Origin of the sequence: Marinobacter sp. NFXS11 (assembly GCF_040148675.1) — a bacterium.
GTDB lineage: Bacteria > Pseudomonadota > Gammaproteobacteria > Pseudomonadales > Oleiphilaceae > Marinobacter.
Window position 1 is genome coordinate 1,204,938 of record NZ_JAGDDV010000002.1, and the last position, 15,582, is coordinate 1,220,519.

General features: G+C 59.1%; 14 protein-coding genes. 11 read left to right on the plus strand and 3 right to left on the minus strand.

All coding sequences use genetic code 11. The features are described 5' to 3' along the window. Positions 1–20: 20 nt before the first annotated feature. Both J3362_RS14535 and J3362_RS14540 read left to right on the plus strand, forming a co-directional pair. Positions 21–776 (plus strand): putative 4-mercaptohistidine N1-methyltransferase, encoded by a 756-nt coding sequence (locus tag J3362_RS14535; RefSeq protein ID WP_349520587.1) that lies wholly within the window; start codon positions 21–23, stop codon positions 774–776. Positions 777–941: 165 nt separating this feature from the next. After that, a complete protein-coding gene (locus J3362_RS14540; RefSeq protein ID WP_349520589.1) occupies positions 942–1,682 on the plus strand; it encodes a ParA family protein in 741 nt (246 codons plus the stop codon). 18 nt (positions 1,683–1,700) lie between these two features. Here the strand turns inward: J3362_RS14540 and J3362_RS14545 are convergent, their stop codons facing one another. After that, the gene (locus J3362_RS14545) at positions 1,701–2,477 is read right to left on the minus strand and encodes a GntR family transcriptional regulator (protein WP_349520591.1); all 777 of its coding nucleotides are present in this window, start codon (positions 2,475–2,477) and stop codon (positions 1,701–1,703) included. Positions 2,478–2,691: 214 nt separating this feature from the next. On the opposite strand from J3362_RS14545, the gene J3362_RS14550 reads away from it, so the two are divergent. Genes J3362_RS14550 through J3362_RS14565 form a run of 4 tightly spaced genes read left to right on the plus strand, consistent with a single transcriptional unit; the run spans position 2,692 to position 8,460 of the window. After that, entirely contained in the window at positions 2,692–3,531 is an 840-nt protein-coding gene (locus J3362_RS14550; RefSeq protein WP_349520593.1) for a (Fe-S)-binding protein, read from the plus strand. Beyond that, a complete protein-coding gene (locus tag J3362_RS14555) occupies positions 3,528–4,979 on the plus strand; it encodes a LutB/LldF family L-lactate oxidation iron-sulfur protein (RefSeq protein ID WP_349520595.1) in 1,452 nt (483 codons plus the stop codon). The genes J3362_RS14550 and J3362_RS14555 overlap by 4 nt, the downstream gene beginning before the upstream one ends. Then, the gene (locus tag J3362_RS14560; RefSeq protein ID WP_349520596.1) at positions 4,976–5,647 is read left to right on the plus strand and encodes a LutC/YkgG family protein; all 672 of its coding nucleotides are present in this window, start codon (positions 4,976–4,978) and stop codon (positions 5,645–5,647) included. The genes J3362_RS14555 and J3362_RS14560 overlap by 4 nt, the downstream gene beginning before the upstream one ends. Then, on the plus strand, positions 5,644–8,460 hold the full coding sequence (locus J3362_RS14565; RefSeq protein ID WP_349520598.1) for an FAD-binding and (Fe-S)-binding domain-containing protein: 2,817 nt from the start codon (positions 5,644–5,646) through the stop codon (positions 8,458–8,460). The genes J3362_RS14560 and J3362_RS14565 overlap by 4 nt, the downstream gene beginning before the upstream one ends. 3 nt (positions 8,461–8,463) lie before the next feature. Here the strand turns inward: J3362_RS14565 and nfsA are convergent, their stop codons facing one another. Further along, complete coding sequence (gene nfsA / locus J3362_RS14570) at positions 8,464–9,201, minus strand: oxygen-insensitive NADPH nitroreductase (protein WP_349520600.1); 738 nt, start codon at positions 9,199–9,201, stop codon at positions 8,464–8,466. Between the two features lie 141 nt (positions 9,202–9,342). On the opposite strand from nfsA, the gene J3362_RS14575 reads away from it, so the two are divergent. Next, positions 9,343–10,533, plus strand: coding sequence for a GGDEF domain-containing protein (locus J3362_RS14575; RefSeq protein ID WP_349520602.1), 1,191 nt, complete (start codon positions 9,343–9,345; stop codon positions 10,531–10,533). On the opposite strand, the gene J3362_RS14580 is transcribed toward J3362_RS14575, so the two are convergent. Next, entirely contained in the window at positions 10,513–11,307 is a 795-nt protein-coding gene (locus J3362_RS14580; RefSeq protein ID WP_349520604.1) for an enoyl-CoA hydratase/isomerase family protein, read from the minus strand. The genes J3362_RS14575 and J3362_RS14580 overlap by 21 nt on opposite strands. A 249-nt stretch (positions 11,308–11,556) precedes the next feature. On the opposite strand from J3362_RS14580, the gene J3362_RS14585 reads away from it, so the two are divergent. The 4 genes from J3362_RS14585 to J3362_RS14600 all read left to right on the plus strand — a co-directional run bounded on the left by J3362_RS14585 (position 11,557) and on the right by J3362_RS14600 (position 15,574). Next, positions 11,557–12,372 (plus strand): ABC transporter ATP-binding protein, encoded by an 816-nt coding sequence (locus tag J3362_RS14585; RefSeq protein WP_349520605.1) that lies wholly within the window; start codon positions 11,557–11,559, stop codon positions 12,370–12,372. Then, positions 12,372–13,250 carry a branched-chain amino acid ABC transporter permease gene (locus J3362_RS14590; RefSeq protein ID WP_349520607.1) on the plus strand — a complete coding sequence of 293 codons (879 nt, stop codon included), beginning with the start codon at positions 12,372–12,374 and terminating at the stop codon, positions 13,248–13,250. Before J3362_RS14585 ends, J3362_RS14590 begins: the two co-directional genes overlap by 1 nt. A gap of 1 nt (position 13,251) precedes the next feature. After that, a complete protein-coding gene (locus tag J3362_RS14595; RefSeq protein WP_349520609.1) occupies positions 13,252–14,295 on the plus strand; it encodes a branched-chain amino acid ABC transporter permease in 1,044 nt (347 codons plus the stop codon). A 70-nt stretch (positions 14,296–14,365) separates the two neighbouring features. Then, the gene (locus J3362_RS14600) at positions 14,366–15,574 is read left to right on the plus strand and encodes an ABC transporter substrate-binding protein (protein ID WP_349520611.1); all 1,209 of its coding nucleotides are present in this window, start codon (positions 14,366–14,368) and stop codon (positions 15,572–15,574) included. Positions 15,575–15,582 lie beyond the last annotated feature (8 nt).

The following is a 15,582-nucleotide window of genomic DNA, read 5'->3' on the forward strand; positions in this document are numbered from 1 at the left end:
TTCAGGTTAGGAGAATTCCTTTGCAGCAAGCCGAGTACTATGAAAACGACACCACACTCGCCCAATATCTGGAATTTCACTTTGGTGAGCGGTGGCACGGTGAGGCCAACTTCCCCAAGGCGCTGGCGGATGCCGCCATGCATGCTTTGGATGGCCGGCCCCTGGATCGTGCGCTGGATATTGGCTGCGCCGTTGGCCGCACCAGTTTTGAACTGGCCCGCCATTTCCGGCACGTGGACGGCATCGATTTTTCCAACGCGTTCGTCAACAAATGTCAGGAAGTGGCCCGAGACAAACGAGTGCGTTATGCCCGTCCAGAAGAGGGTGAGCTGGTGACCTTTCAGGATCAGAGCCTCGCCTCCCTCGGGCTGAACGAGGCTGCTGACCGTGTGGCTTTTCATCAGGGCGACGCCTGCAATCTGCCATCGCAGTTCACCGGGTACGATCTGGTGCTCGCCGGCAATCTGATCGATCGGCTTTACCAGCCGTCGCTGTTTCTGGAGACCATCCATGAGCGGATCAACGAGCTCGGGCTTCTAGTGATTGCCTCGCCCTATACCTGGCTTGAGGAATACACGCCGAAGGAACACTGGGTTGGCGGTTACAAGAAAAATGGTGAGGATTTTTCGACATTTGACGGGCTTAAAGAAATTCTGGCGCCTCATTTCCGCTTGCTTTTTGAACCCTGGAGCCTGCCGTTTGTCATCAGGGAGACGAGGAACAAGTTCCAGCACAGCTTCTCCGAGCTGACAGTCTGGGAGAAAGTGAGTCAGTAGGGATGCAGAGTTTGAGGATGGCCGCGGGGCTGTCATCAAACTGTCACCGGAAAAGCTTAGCCTGAGAATTCATCAGGACGACATGCATTGTGTTGTGCATCGTGTGAATGCTTTGACCGGGGACTTCCCCGGTTTTTTTATGCCTGGATAAAAGGATCTGACAGGATGAGGACCATTGCGTTTTATAGCCTGAAGGGTGGCGTGGGTAAAACCGCGGCAGCCGTGAATATCGCCTATCTCGCAAGTCAGGCCGGGTATTCCACCCTGCTTTGGGACCTGGACCCCCAGGGAGCCTCCAGCTGGTATCTGGCCGGTGCTGACGACGTGAAAGGGCACAAGCTTTCCCACCTGCTGAAAGGTAAAACCCCCATCGCCGATTTTATCCATGAAAGCGAGTACGCAAACCTCGATTTCATTCCCTCCCATACCAGTTTCCGTAATCTGGATGTGAAGCTGGATCAGGAAGACGGCAGCAACCTGATCAAACAATGGCTGGCGCCGCTGTCCGAAGAAACCAGTCTGGTGGTGCTGGATTGTCCGCCTTCGCTGTCCCGGCTTTCCGAGCAGGTGCTCAAGGCAGCAGACGAGGTGTTCGTACCGGTGATTCCCACCTGGCTGTCCCTGAACAGTTGGAAACAGTTGCTGGAGTTTGCCAAGGACAAAAAGCTGAAGCCGGGCAAGCTGCACCCGTTTTATTCCATGGCAGACCGCCGGAAGGGTCTTCATCGGGAACTGATTAACGCCCAGGATGAAATTTTGCCCAAAGGCCTTAAGACCATCATCCCGAACGCCAGTGTGGTGGAGAAGATGGGTGAGGAAGGCACGCCGGTGGAGCTGCTGGCGCCCAGCTCGGTGGCCGCCGACGCCTATCGCAGGTTATGGAAGGAGATCAATCGACTGCTCTGAAGCTCTAATCGCCTGATTTCAAGACCGGGCGAGCTTGTCCCTCCGCAGGGAGCGCTCCAGTCGGCGGTGGCTTTCGCTGCGTTCAGAAAGCACCTGTTGGACATACTGGATATGCTTGCCGGCCAGTTCTCTGGCATCGTCGGCCCGTCCTTCCGTGATGGCTTCGTAGAGCATCCGATGCTGCTCCACCAGTCCCTGCCGGGTTTCCGCTTCTCTTCGATACATGCCGCCGATATTGGTTACCACATTGCTTTTTAACATGTTGAAAAGGTTTCGAATGGTGTGCAGAAGAATCACGTTGTGGCTGGCTTCGGCAATCGCCAGGTGGAATCGGGCATCGGCTGCGCCCTCGGCTTCCAGATCCCGGTCCCTATCCCTTCCGTAGCAGGCTTGGAGCGCCTCGTAGGCGGTTTTCAGGTGTGCCCTGTCGACCTCCGTCGCGCGTAAGGCTGCATAGTAGGCACAGTCCGCTTCCAGGGTGCGACGAAACTCCAACAGGTCCCGCTGCGCGTCTGGCCGGTTTTCAAGCAGAGGAATCAGCGGGTCGCTGAAACTCCCGCCGAGGGATTCGGTGACATAGTTGCCGCCCCCCTGACGGCTGATTAACAGGCCTTTGGCGGTCAGCCGCTGAATGGCCTCCCGTAGGGAAGGGCGGGATACGCCGAACTGTTCAGACAGTACCCGTTCGGGGGGGAGCCGTTCGCCCGGCTGCAGGGCGCCCTCCAGAATCATGGTTTCCAGTTGTTCCACGATGGTGTCTGCGAGTCTGCGAGGCGCGATATGTCCGACGTCCATAAGAATGAATTTCCTGTCGAAGAGATATTGGTAATACCAATAACACAACTAAAGTCCTGAGCCAAGTCCCACGTATTCGCGCAGCAGTCATAAAGTCTAACCAGGAAAGTTTTGACATCAACACCAGCTCTCGCATACCTTAGTTATTGAGATGTGTCAATTGGTATTACCAATTTAAAATTTGTTTGTCTGTGACTGTTTTGAGGCGCAATCAATGAGCCAGCTGTTTTACGATGCCGCTCCCAATGCCACCCGGGTATCGCCCGAGCGGGAACCTGACCGGCAGTACCCGGAGAAGCCGGAAGCGGTCACTCTTTTCGGTACCTGCGTGGTGGATCTGTTCTTCCCGGAAGCCGGGCTGGACGCCATTCGCCTTCTGGAGCGGGAAGGTGTTCGCGTGCATTTCCCGCAGGAGCAGAGCTGTTGCGGGCAGCCCGCCTGGACGTCAGGGTACCGGGATGAGGCCAAGGCAGTGGCCCGCGCCCAGCTGGATATCCTCGATCGATCGGGTCTGCCGGTCGTGGTGCCGTCCGGCTCCTGTGCCGGGATGTTCCGGCACCATTACCCGGTGTTGTTTGCCGATGAGCCGGACACGCTCAAGCGGGTAGAAGCGCTCGCCGAGCGCACCTTCGAGCTGACCGAGTTCCTGCTGAAAGTCTGCCGTGTGCAGCTGGCAGACCGGGGCGCGCCCAGCAAGATTGCACTGCACACCTCCTGTTCCGCGCGCCGGGAAATGAACACCCACCTCCACGCTCGCGAGCTTCTGCAACAGCTTGAAGGGGTCGAGCGCGTCAATCACGACCATGAAAGCGAATGCTGCGGGTTTGGCGGCACCTTCTCGGTGCGGATGCCGGAAGTCTCCGGTGCCATGGTCAAAGACAAGACCCGTTCGCTGATGGACTCCGGCGCGGTCGAAATGGTCACTGCCGATGGCGGCTGCCTGATGAACATCAACGGTTCCCTGGAGAAACAGAAAGAGAGCTTTCGGGGACGGCATCTGGCCAGCTTCCTGTGGGAGCGAATCAATGGCGCCAGCGAAGGGGAGGTGGCATGAGCCAGCGTATTCCGGTGACTGAGCTGACCCCGGATTTCCGGGGTCGCGCCGAAGAAGCCCTCGCGGACGGCCAGCTGCGCAACAATTTCCGGGTGGCCATGGATTCGCTGATGACCAAGAGGGCTAGCGCTTTTCCGGACGCCGACGAACGCGAAGGCCTGCGGGAGTTGGGGAATCGTATCAAAGCAGGTGCGTTGTCCCGTCTGCCGGACTTGCTGGAGCAGCTTGAACAGAAGCTCACTGAAAACGGTGTCAAGGTTCACTGGGCGGAGACCGTCGATGAAGCCAACAGCCTGGTGCATGGCATCATCGAAGCCCGCAAGGCCAGCCAGGTGGTCAAAGGCAAGTCCATGGTCAGCGAAGAGATGGAGATGAACGACTACCTGGCGGAGCGGGGCATCGAATGCCTGGAATCCGACATGGGGGAATACATTGTTCAGCTCGACAACGAAAAACCCTCTCACATCATCATGCCGGCGATTCACAAGAACGCCCGCCAGGTATCAAAGCTGTTCCATGACAAGCTGGGCGAGCCGGAAACCGAAGACGTCAATCAGCTGATCCAGATCGGTCGGCGGATCCTGCGCAAGAAATTCATGGAAGCCGATGTGGGCGTTTCCGGTGTGAACTTTGCCATCGCCGAAACGGGGACCCTGTTGCTGGTTGAGAACGAGGGCAACGGCCGTATGAGCACCACGGCCCCGCCCGTGCACATTGCGGTAACGGGCATTGAAAAGGTGGTTGCCAATCTTCGTGATGTGGTGCCGCTGGTGTCACTGCTCACCCGCTCGGCTCTCGGCCAGCCCATCACCACTTACGTGAACCTGATTTCCGGCCCCCGCAAAGCGGATGAACTGGACGGGCCAGAAGAGGTGCACCTGGTGCTGCTGGATAACGGCCGCAGCGGTGCCTTTGCCGATGCCCAGATGCGCCAGACCCTCAATTGCATTCGCTGCGGTGCCTGCATGAACCATTGCCCGGTTTACACCCGCGTGGGTGGCCACACCTATGGTGAGGTATACCCCGGCCCCATCGGTAAGATCATCACGCCGCACATGGCGGGTCTGCACAAGGTGCCCGATCACCCAAGCGCTTCTTCCCTTTGCGGAGCCTGCGGTGACGTGTGCCCGGTGAAAATTCCGATCCCCGAGCTGCTGCAGCGGTTGCGACAGGAAAATGTAAAGAACCCCGAGCAACCGCAACTGGTGAAAGGTGGCGGGGCCAAATATTCCCGGACGGAACGGTGGATCTGGCGCGGCTGGCAGATGCTCAATACCCGGCCGGCTCTGTATCGCAGCTTTCTCTGGGCGGCGACCCGATGGCGGGCGCTGGCTCCGAAAAAGGCCGGCCCCTGGACCGAGAATCACAGCGCACCGGTGCCCGCTCGCCGTTCCCTGCACGACCTGGCGGCCCGGCATCTTGATCAGAACGGAGACCGGCCATCATGAGCGCCCGCGGCAATATTCTTGGTAAATTGAGAAACAGCCTCGCCGGCACGACGCCCCGTCCCGACGAGTTCGACGAGCGGCTGGTGACCGAGCCCTGGCGGTACGCGCCGGAAGACCGGATCGCCCGGTTGCGCAGCCTCATGGAAGCGGTTCACACTGAAGTACACCAGTGCCGCTCTGACAACTGGCCGGAATTGGTAGCGGCGCTGCTGAACAAGCGCAACCTCAACAACCTGTTGTGCGCGCCAGCGAAAGAACATGGCCGGGCCCTGAAGGCTCACTTTGAAGCCACGGATCAGACGATCGAGTTATTGGCCTACGATCAGCCTGTGGAAACCTGGAAAGAAGAGCTGTTCTGGAACGTGGAGGCCAGCCTGACCGGCACCCTTGGCGGTATCGCCGCCACCGGCACGCTCGTGCTCTGGCCCGATCGCCATGAACCGCGGCTGATGAGCCTGGTGCCGCCGGTACATATTGCCCTGCTCAAGGCCAGTGAGATTCACGACAATCTGTATGACATGATGGTGGCTCAGGACTGGGCGGCCGGGCTGCCAACAAATGTTCTGCTGGTGTCTGGCCCGTCCAAGACCGCGGACATCGAACAGGTGCTGGCCTATGGCGCCCACGGCCCCCGTGAGCTCATTGTGCTGGTTCTGGAGGACGCATGACTTTTACCCCGGAAGTGTTGGCAGATATCCGGCAACGAATTCCCGAAAACCGGGTCTTTAACGATCCGGTGTCCACCCTTGCGTTCGGAACCGACGCCAGTTTTTACCGCCTGATCCCAAAGGTGGTGGTGCGGGTTCAGAATGAAGAAGAGGTCGTCGATCTTCTGGCCATCGCCCGCCGCCACAAGGTGCCGGTGACCTTCCGGGCCGCCGGTACCAGCCTTTCCGGACAGGCGATCAGTGATTCGATCCTTATCGTTCTGGGCGATCAGTGGAACGGCCACGACATCCGGGAAGAAGGCCGTCAGATTCGTCTGCAACCGGGTGTGATTGGCGCCCAGGCGAATGCCTGGCTGGCACCCAAGGGCTTCAAGATCGGACCGGATCCGGCGTCCATCAACGCCTGCAAGATTGGCGGCATTGTTGCGAACAATGCCAGCGGTATGTGCTGTGGCACCGCTCAGAACAGCTACCACACGCTGGCCGGTATGCGGCTGGTGCTGGCCGACGGGGCAGTGCTGGATACCGAGGATCAGGCAAGCGTTTCGGCGTTTCGCAACAGCCACGGTGATCTGTTGGCGGCCCTGAAGAAGCTGGCCATCAATACCCGGGATAATCCCGAGCTGGCGGAGCGCATTCGACACAAATACCGCCTGAAAAACACCACCGGCCTGTCCCTGAACGCCTTGGTGGATTTTACTTGCCCACTCGACATCCTGACCCACCTGATGGTGGGCTCCGAGGGCACCCTGGGTTTTGTCAGCGCAGTGACCTACAACACCGTACCCGAGTATCCGGACAAGGCCACGGCCCTGTTGGTGTTCCGTAATGCAGACAGCTGCTGCCGGGCGGCATCGGTGCTGCGCTCACAACCGGTGGCGGCGGTGGAACTGCTGGACCGTCGCAGTCTTCGCTCGGTGCAGGACAAACCCGGGTTGCCCGACTGGATTCATGATCTGTCGGAGGATGCCTGCGCGCTGCTGGTGGAAACCCGGGCGTCATCCCAGGAGATTCTGGATGAGCAACTGAACCGAATCAGGGCGTCCCTGGCCGAATTCCCCCTGGAGCAGCAGGTAGATTTCACCCGCGATGCCAGGGTGTCCGACCAGCTCTGGGCCATCCGCAAGGGCACTTTCCCGGCCGTGGGGGCAGTGCGACCGAACGGCACCACCGTGATCATCGAGGATGTGACCTTCCCCATCAATCAGCTTTCTGAAGGGGTCACTCGCCTTCAGGCGCTGTTCGTGAAACATGGCTATGACGACGCAATCATTTTTGGCCATGCCCTTGAGGGCAACCTGCACTTCGTGTTTCCCCAGGGCTTTGATGACCCCGCGGAAGTCGCCCGCTATGAAGCTTTCATGCAGGATGTGGCCCAGCTGGTTGCCGTGGAATTCGGCGGTTCGCTGAAGGCGGAGCACGGCACCGGCCGCAATATGGCGCCCTTTGTGGAGCTGGAATGGGGGCACGATGCCTGGCAGCTGATGTGGCAGATCAAGCGGTTACTGGATCCGGAGAATGTGCTCAACCCGGATGTGGTGCTCTCGGAAGATCCGCAGATTCATCTGAAGAATCTGAAGCCGTTGCCCGAGGCAGATCCACTGGTGGACAAGTGCATCGAATGTGGCTTCTGCGAGCCGGTCTGTCCCTCTGAAGGGCTTACTCTATCGCCCCGCCAACGCATCGTGATCTGGCGGGATATTCAGGCTCGCCGCCGTGCCGGTGAAGATACTGCCGAGCTGGAAAAAGCATATCAGTACCATGGACTGGATACCTGTGCCGCGACTGGTCTCTGTGCCCAGCGCTGCCCGGTGGGTATCAATACCGGCGATCTGGTACGTAAGCTGCGCAGTGAAAAGGCTAACGGTCAGTCTGTGGCCAATCAGCTGGCGAAGCATTTCGCCGGCGCCTTGAAAGCCACCCGTTTTGTGCTGGCGAGCGCATCAATGGCCGAAAGACTGCTGGGTGCGCCACTGCTCACCCGACTCAGTGGCGGCGTTCGCAAGGTGTCTGGTGGTCGGGTAGCCCAGTGGGATCCGAGTCTGCCCCAGCCGGTGCGGTTTGTTTCACCGAAAGCGCCGGAACCGTCCGATGGCCGGCCCCGGGTGGTGTATCTGGCGGCCTGTGTGTCCCGGACCATGGGGCCGGCTCGCGGCGATAAGGCGCAGGAGCCGTTGATCGATGTCACTCGACGGCTGCTCGAGAAGGGCGGTTACCAGGTGGTCTATCCTGAGGCACTGGATAGCCTATGTTGTGGCCAGCCATTTGCCTCCAAGGGCTATCCGGACCAGGCGGCGACCAAGAAAGATGAGCTGATTTCGGCGCTGTTGCGGGCCAGCCGGAATGGCATTGATCCGATCTACTGCGACACCAGCCCCTGCACCCTGCAGATCCGCGAAGCCGCCGAAGAAGCCGGGCTCAAGCTCTTTGATCCGGTCCGGTTCATTCGGGATCATCTCTACGAGCGTCTGGACTTCGAGCCGGAGCAGACCCCGCTGGCGGTACACGTAACCTGCAGTACCCAGCATCTGGGGGAGTCGCAGGGACTGATCGATATCGCCCGGCGGTGCAGCACTCAGGTGGTGGTGCCCGAGGGCATTCACTGCTGTGGCTTTGCCGGCGATAAAGGCTTCAACGTGCCGGAGCTGAACGCTCACTCTCTGAAAACTCTGGCAGAGCAGACGGCCGGCTGTGAGGAGGGGATATCCACCAGCCGTACCTGCGAGATAGGGCTCAGCCGGCACAGCGGTATCGACTACCACGGCCTGGTGTACCTGGTGGATCGGGTCACCAGACCGCGAGCAAATACCTAGCGTTTATTTCATCTCGAAGCCGCATTTGCGCAGGAATTCGCGCATGTGCGGCCGCAGTTTCGAGGTAAACAGCGGCTTGAGCTGCTCCGACCAGGTGGTGTCCTTGTTGCCACCGGTGCGTTCCCGGTAGTACTCGTTCATGGTGCGATCGAACCCGGCGACGAGCTCCTCGTCCCGGGCATCGGAATAGTAATCTTCCCTGAGAATCGCCTCCACCGGCAGGCGTGGCTTCACCTCTGGGTTCTGGTCCGGGTAGCCCAGGCACATACCGAATACCGGATAGACATGCTCCGGCAGCCGCAGTATCTCGCTGATCTCCGCCGGGTTGTTCCGTATGCCCCCGATATAGCAAAGCCCGAGCCCCTCGGATTCTGCTGCGATGGCCACGTTCTGGGCCATCAGGCTGGTGTCGATGGTGGCTACCAGCAGTTGTTCGGTCATCCCTCGCACCACTTCAGCCCCGGCCCGTCCTGCCGCATTGGTTGAGCGCCGCATGTCGGCGCAGAACACCAGAAAGTCGGAGCTGTCGGCAATGTAGCTCTGGCCACCGGCAAGCTCTGCGATTTTCTGTCGGTTGTCCGGATCAATCACGTGAATGATCGAGTAGGCCTGCACATGGTTCGAGGTGGCGGCGCACTGGCCCGCGCGAATCAATTCCCTGAGCAGGTCCTCGGGAATTTTCTTGCCGGTAAATTTGCGTATCGAACGATGGGATTTCAGAAGTTCTATGGTCGGATTCATGGGGTCTCGCAGTGAGTGCATGGATGTCGAGTCAATCTGTGACAATTATCATACCAAACGCTACACGGCACGTGCGCAGGCCTGGGCGGGAAGCTGATACCCTGACGTATCCCATTGTATAGCCTGGAACGCTGTGCCTTTATGGATCTGAACATGCACCTGCCAACGCTGCTGGTCACTTCGGTCATGATTAACCTCCTGATCGGCGGCATGCTCTGGGCAATCTACCATCTTCGCCACCGTGAACGTTGTTTCCTGCTCTGGGCACTGGCCTGTCTCACTTTTGTGGCGGGCACGGCGTTAGCGGTAGTTAATGAGATAACCGAAGCGCCCGCGCTCATGCAGTTTGCGGTTCATCTGGCGCTTGGCGGGTCTCCCTTGTTGCTCCTCGCAGGGATACATGCCCTGATGCAGTTGCCCATGGCAGGCACCCGAGGTTCCTCCCGTTTTTTGTACGGAGCGTCTCTACTCTATCTGTTCGGTTTGGTTGTGAGTACAGGATGGGATCCGGTGGCTGCCAGATTCCTCACGGCACTGTTCTCGGCACTGGTCTTTAGCCTGGCGATCTATCGTCTGGCTTCCATTGAACGCAAACCGCGGCTGCCTCTGCGGATCCTGCAAACGCTGTTCGGCATCCACGGTACGCTCATGATGTCCCAGGTACTGGTGATTGCAGTCTCCGTGACAGGAAGTGCCCCGCTGGATCTGCACGGGCTGCTGAAACTGATTCTGGTGAACCACCTGTTGCTGGTGAGCGCGACGGCCATGGCGCTTCCGTTGCTGGCATTTACCCGTGCCGAACAGGCCCTGGTCGCGCTGGCAGAGAGAGACGGCCTTACCCAACTGTTCAATCGACGGGCCTTTTACCGGGAGGGTAATCTGGCGTTTGAAAAGGCGCGGGAAGACGGCTCACTGATCACCGTTCTCATGATCGACCTCGATCACTTCAAGCAGATCAACGACCGCTGGGGGCACGCCACCGGCGACGAGGTGCTGAGAATTGTGGCGAACCTGATGAAAGCGGAGCTCCGGGATGATGACATCATTGGCCGTGTTGGCGGGGAAGAATTTGCGGCCGTGCTTCGTAATAACAACCGCGAGGCGATTGAAGCTGTAACCGGGCGGCTGTTACAGCGCATTGTTGAGGCCGGTCGCGAGGTTGACGGTGTTCCGGTTCATCTGTCGGCAAGCATCGGAGGCGCCTCTCTTGCTCTTGAACATACTGCCTTCTCAGACGTGATGGCTTCCGCGGACAGGGCGCTTTATCAGGCCAAGCACAATGGCCGCAACCGGGCCGAATTCGTAACGGCGTCAGCAGCCGCGAAATCCTGACGCCCGTTTGGCCAGAAACGCCGACACGCCCTCGGCAAAATCCTCGGTTCGGGTCATTTCAAGGAAGGCCGCGCGCTCTGCCTCCAGATGGGCGGCCAACCGGTCACCGTTGGCACGATCGATCAGTTGGCGAAAGGCACCGAAGGCCCGAGTCGGTCCCTTGGCGACTTTTTCGATCATCCGGTTCACCCGGCTCTCGAATTCGCTGGCCGGGACGACCTCGTTGACCATTCCCCAGTCTTTTGCTTCGCCGGCATTCAAGGTGCGTCCCAGCAACATCAGCTCCGCCGCTCGACCAGCGCCCAACTTGTGGGCCAGGGCCCAGCTGCCGCCGCAATCCGGAACCGCGCCAATACCGTTGTAGGCGACCAGAAATTTCGCGTCTTCCTCGGCGATCACCAGATCGGCCATCAGCGTGAGACTGAGCCCTGCGCCGGCGGCGACGCCCCTGACCGCAGCGATAACCGGTGCGTCCATGGTGCGAAGTAGCAGGATGGCGGGATTGACGGCATCCAGGATCGCGCCTATGGCTTTGCCTGCCTGCTCTGACGTTCCGGCCATGCTGGACACGTCTCCGCCGGCCATGAACGCTCGCCCTGCGCCTGCCAGGACAATGCACCGAACGCCGGAGAGGTTATTGATATGCTCGACTGCCGCAAGAAAGGCCTCTGCGAGGGGCACGTTAATGGCGTTCAGGGCTTCGGGGCGATTAAAGGTCAACCTGGCTACCCCTGTTCCGGCATCAAAAGCGGTGGTTACCAGCGTGTCTGTCATGATGAGTCGCCCTCCCGATTCGGCAGGTCTGAAGATCAAAAACCTGCGTAATGATGATGGTTGTCGTTCGGGTATCAGGATAGAGCGGTTTGCCTAATGTTGCCTGAATGGACTACTTTAAATCTGGATCGGGGCTAACCCGACGACAAGAAAAAACAAAAATTACAATCATCTTCGGGCGTGAGATGGGTATGGTCAGGGCGTGTTCACAAGCCTGAGTACCCGGCGCCAGGGGTGCCTGGAGGTAGTGTGAGCATCCTTGAGATCAGTAACCTGTCTCTGTCGTTTGGTGGTGTGAAGGCGCTGCAGGACGTGAGTTTTCGGGTGCCTGAGAATACCGTAACGACCATTATCGGCCCGAACGGTGCCGGAAAAACATCGCTGTTCAACTGCATCTCCGGCTTCTACAAGCCCCAGCAGGGCACCATCCGCTATCAGGGGCAGACGCTGCAGGGCAGTGTCAAACCGCCGAAACGGGCAGCATTGGGCCTTGCCCGAACCTTCCAGAACATTGCCCTGTTCCGGGGTATGACCGTACTCGACAACATCAAGCTGGGCGCCCATGTGCACATGAAGAGCGGGCTGCTCAGCGCCCTGGCCTATTTTGGTCCGGCCCGGCGTGAGGAAATGGCCGTCCGCAAAGAGGTGGAAGAGCGGATTATCGACTTCCTGGAGATAGACCACATTCGCCGCCAACCGGTGGCGAGCCTTTCCTACGGCCTCCAGAAACGGGTGGAGCTGGCCCGGGCGCTGGCCATGCAGCCGAAAGTATTGATGCTGGATGAGCCGGTGGCGGGTATGAACCGGGAAGAGAAAGAAGATATGGCCCGGTTTATTCTCGACATCCGGGAAGAGTGGGGCGTTACCGTGCTGATGGTGGAGCACGACATGGGCATGGTGATGGATATTTCCGACCACATCGCGGTGCTCAACTTTGGTCAGGTCATTACCGAAGGCCTGCCTGCGGACGTTCAGAACAACCCCGAGGTGATTAAGGCTTACCTGGGCAACAGCGATATCGAGAGCCTTCGCAAAAAGCTCAATGCCGAGGGGGAGGCCGCCTGATGGATTGGTTGTTCTTCGGCGAAATCAGCCTGGCGGGCCTCGCCATGGGCGGCCTCTACGCCCTTATCGCCCTGGGTTTTGTGATCATCTATAAGGCGACGAGAGTTATCAATTTCGCCATCGGCGAGATCATGATGTTCGCGGCCTACCTGTTTCTTGCGTTTGCCGGTGGCATGGAAATGTCACCCTGGATTGCCCTCCCGCTGGCTGTTATCGGCGGCAGTATTCTCGGTGGTGTGATTGAAAAGACCATGATCCGGCCGATGCTGGGCGAGTCACCGATCTCGGTGGTGATGGTAACCATAGGCATTGCGAGCATCCTGGTGGGCCTGGTGGAGTTCATCTGGACGGCGGATCCGCAGTTGCTACCCAATTTCCTGCCTCGCGAGCCGGTGTTTATTGGCGAGCTGTATCTGGCCCCGAAAATTGCCTACGGCTTTCTGATCGGGTCGGCCCTTCTTATTGTCTACCTGCTCTATTTCCGGTTGTCCCGGGGTGGCGTCGCCCTGCGAGCCACTGCCTCGGATCAGGCGGCAGCCTATTCCATGGGCATCAATGTGCGCCGGGTGTTCAACATGGCCTGGGTGTTCGGCTCTCTGGCGGCATCCCTGGCAGGTGTGCTGGTGGCGGCCACCGGGGGCCTCAGCCCGCAGTTCGGGATCATTGGTCTGAGTGTTCTTGTGGTGGTGATCGTAGGCGGCCTGGACAGTATTCTCGGCGCCCTGGTGGCCGGCGTGTTCATCGGCTGGCTGGAGACCGTAGCGGGCGCCTACCTGGGCGGCGAGTATCGGATGCCGGCAACTTTTCTGGTGCTGGCGATCATCCTGGTAATCCGCCCCTACGGCCTGTTCGGCACCCACGAAATAGAGCGAGTGTAAGATGCGCATCGGTGACGCAAAACAGAGTTACGAGGCCGATGAGGCAATCTGGACCAGCCAGACCCAGAAACTGTGGCTGGGATTCTTCCTGCTGGTCTTGCTGGTATTCCCTTTTGTGGTGGACTCCTACCTGCTGTACCTGGGGTGTCTGGTCGGCATAGCGGTGATCAGTACTACTGGTCTCAATATCCTGACCGGTTTCACCGGCCTGATCTCACTGGGGCAGGCCGGGTTTATGGGTGTGGGCGCCTACACCGTTGCCTGGCTGTCGCTTAATACCGCATTGCCGTTCCCGGTGACGCTGGTACTGGCCGGCCTCATGGCAGCCGCCGTCGGGATCCTTGTGGGCCTGCCCTCGCTTCGCGTCAAAGGTTTGTATCTGGCCATCGCGACTCTGGCGGCCAGCGTGTTCCTGCATTTTATATTCGCCGAGTGGGAATCGGTAACCGGCGGGATGGGCGGCTTGAGCCTGGAACCGGCGCACCTTTTCGGTCTGACCTTCCAGAGCGATTTCATGATGTATTTCATCATTGTGCCGCTGGCGGTTTTGATGGTGCTGGCGGCCCGGAACGTGTTCAGAACAAGGATCGGTCGGGCCTTTATCGCCATCCGCGACCGGGACATTTCTGCCGAGATTCTCGGGATCAACCTTCTGCGCTACAAGCTTATGTCTTTTGCGCTCAGCTCCTTTTATGCCGGGGTGGCCGGAGGTCTGTTCGCCTACTTCTATCGGGTAGTCACCCCGGAGAGCTTTCCGCTCTCCATGTCCATTTTCTATCTGGCGGCAGTGATTGTGGGCGGCATGGGCAACCTGCTGGGCGGCATTCTCGGCGCTGCCTTCATGACCCTGGTGCCGGAAGCCCTGAAACTGCTGACTGCGGCGCTGACTCCTTTCTATCCGAACGCACCGGTGTTCATGTCGCCGATGCTGGAAATTATTTTCGGCGCCCTGATCGTGGGCTTCCTGATCTTCGAGCCCCACGGGCTGGCGGAGATCTGGCACCGTATCCGCCGTTTTTTCCGGCTTTGGCCGTTCAAGAATTAATCGTGTTTCAACGGGTTTTCACCGAGAACCCATGCACCACCAACAACAAGAAGCAGCAAGGAGAAGAAACATGTTCAGAAACATCCTCGATAAGGGTCGCCGGCTTGCCGGGCTTGGTAGCCTGGTCGCTGCGCTGACAGTTGCCGCTCCGGCGATGGCACAGGATAAAGAGCCCATCGTGTTCGGCGGCTCCATTCCGCTCTCCGGTGTTTTTGCTTTCGCCGGCATTCACATCCATGCCGGGCTGACTGACTACACGAGCTGGATCAACAGCCAGGGTGGTATCAATGGCCACCCGGTGGAATATGTGATGGAAGACACCGCCTATGAAGTGGATCGGTCAGTGGCAGCCTTCAAAAAGATTTCCGGCAGCAGTTCTCCGGCCACCTATTACGGTGACAGTACCGGTTTCATGAAGGCCATCGCCTCGGAGCTCAACAGCCAGGGCAACACGTTGATGAGCGGGGCTTCCTTCGCAACCGCGCTGACCGATAACGAGCAATACCCCTATCAGTTCATACCGGGCCCGAACTATAGCCAGATGTTCGGCATCATCCTCGAGTACATCGCTTCCCAGGGGGAGGACGGCGATATGCCGAACGTGGCATTTGTCTACAGCGATACCGAGTTTGGCAAGGATCCGATCGAGAATGGCAAGGCCCGCGCCGCCGAACTGGGCATCGAAGTGGTGGAAGAGATTGTCACCAAGCCGGGTAGCGTCGACGTGTCTGCCGAGGTGCTGAAGCTGCGCCGGGTGCGCCCGGATTACGTGGTATTCCACGGCTACGTGCTCTCGCCGATCAACGAGTTCATGGTGCAGATGCGCCAGATGGGGCTGGATACGCAGTTCATGGGCACCTTCTGGTCCTCGGACAAGCTGATCATCGACAAGATGGGTGCCGATGCCGACGGTTACATGGGTGTGATGCCTTACAACTACTACGACAGCGAGGAAGGCGGCCCGATGATGGACGCCCTCCGTGCCCAGGCCGAAAAGAGCGACCCGGAAGCCGGCTACCGCCCCACCGGTTACATGCAGGCCTGGTTCAATGCCATGGTCTGGACAGAGGTGGTCAAACGCACCCTAGATGCCGGTAAGGAGTTGACCGGGGACAACATGGCAGAGGCTCTGGCCTCCATCGAGGACTGGGATACCGGCGGTATCATCGGGATTCCGGTTACCGTGCGGGACATGTCCTTCCCGGTAGGCCGTATCTGGCGGGTGAACGCTGACGAAGGCCGCTATGAGCCGGTATCGGACTGGATCCACCTCGACTGAGGGGCTGT

Coding starts and splice junctions, on each gene's coding strand:
- J3362_RS14540 (WP_349520589.1), top strand. CDS start 942: ATGAGGACCATTGCGTTTTATAGCCTGAAGGGTGGCGTGGGTAAAACC.
- J3362_RS14545 (WP_349520591.1), bottom strand. CDS start 2,477: ATGGACGTCGGACATATCGCGCCTCGCAGACTCGCAGACACCATCGTG.
- J3362_RS14550 (WP_349520593.1), top strand. CDS start 2,692: ATGAGCCAGCTGTTTTACGATGCCGCTCCCAATGCCACCCGGGTATCG.
- J3362_RS14555 (WP_349520595.1), top strand. CDS start 3,528: ATGAGCCAGCGTATTCCGGTGACTGAGCTGACCCCGGATTTCCGGGGT.
- J3362_RS14560 (WP_349520596.1), top strand. CDS start 4,976: ATGAGCGCCCGCGGCAATATTCTTGGTAAATTGAGAAACAGCCTCGCC.
- J3362_RS14565 (WP_349520598.1), top strand. CDS start 5,644: ATGACTTTTACCCCGGAAGTGTTGGCAGATATCCGGCAACGAATTCCC.
- nfsA (WP_349520600.1), bottom strand. CDS start 9,201: ATGAATCCGACCATAGAACTTCTGAAATCCCATCGTTCGATACGCAAA.
- J3362_RS14575 (WP_349520602.1), top strand. CDS start 9,343: ATGGATCTGAACATGCACCTGCCAACGCTGCTGGTCACTTCGGTCATG.
- J3362_RS14580 (WP_349520604.1), bottom strand. CDS start 11,307: ATGACAGACACGCTGGTAACCACCGCTTTTGATGCCGGAACAGGGGTA.
- J3362_RS14590 (WP_349520607.1), top strand. CDS start 12,372: ATGGATTGGTTGTTCTTCGGCGAAATCAGCCTGGCGGGCCTCGCCATG.
- J3362_RS14595 (WP_349520609.1), top strand. CDS start 13,252: ATGCGCATCGGTGACGCAAAACAGAGTTACGAGGCCGATGAGGCAATC.
- J3362_RS14600 (WP_349520611.1), top strand. CDS start 14,366: ATGTTCAGAAACATCCTCGATAAGGGTCGCCGGCTTGCCGGGCTTGGT.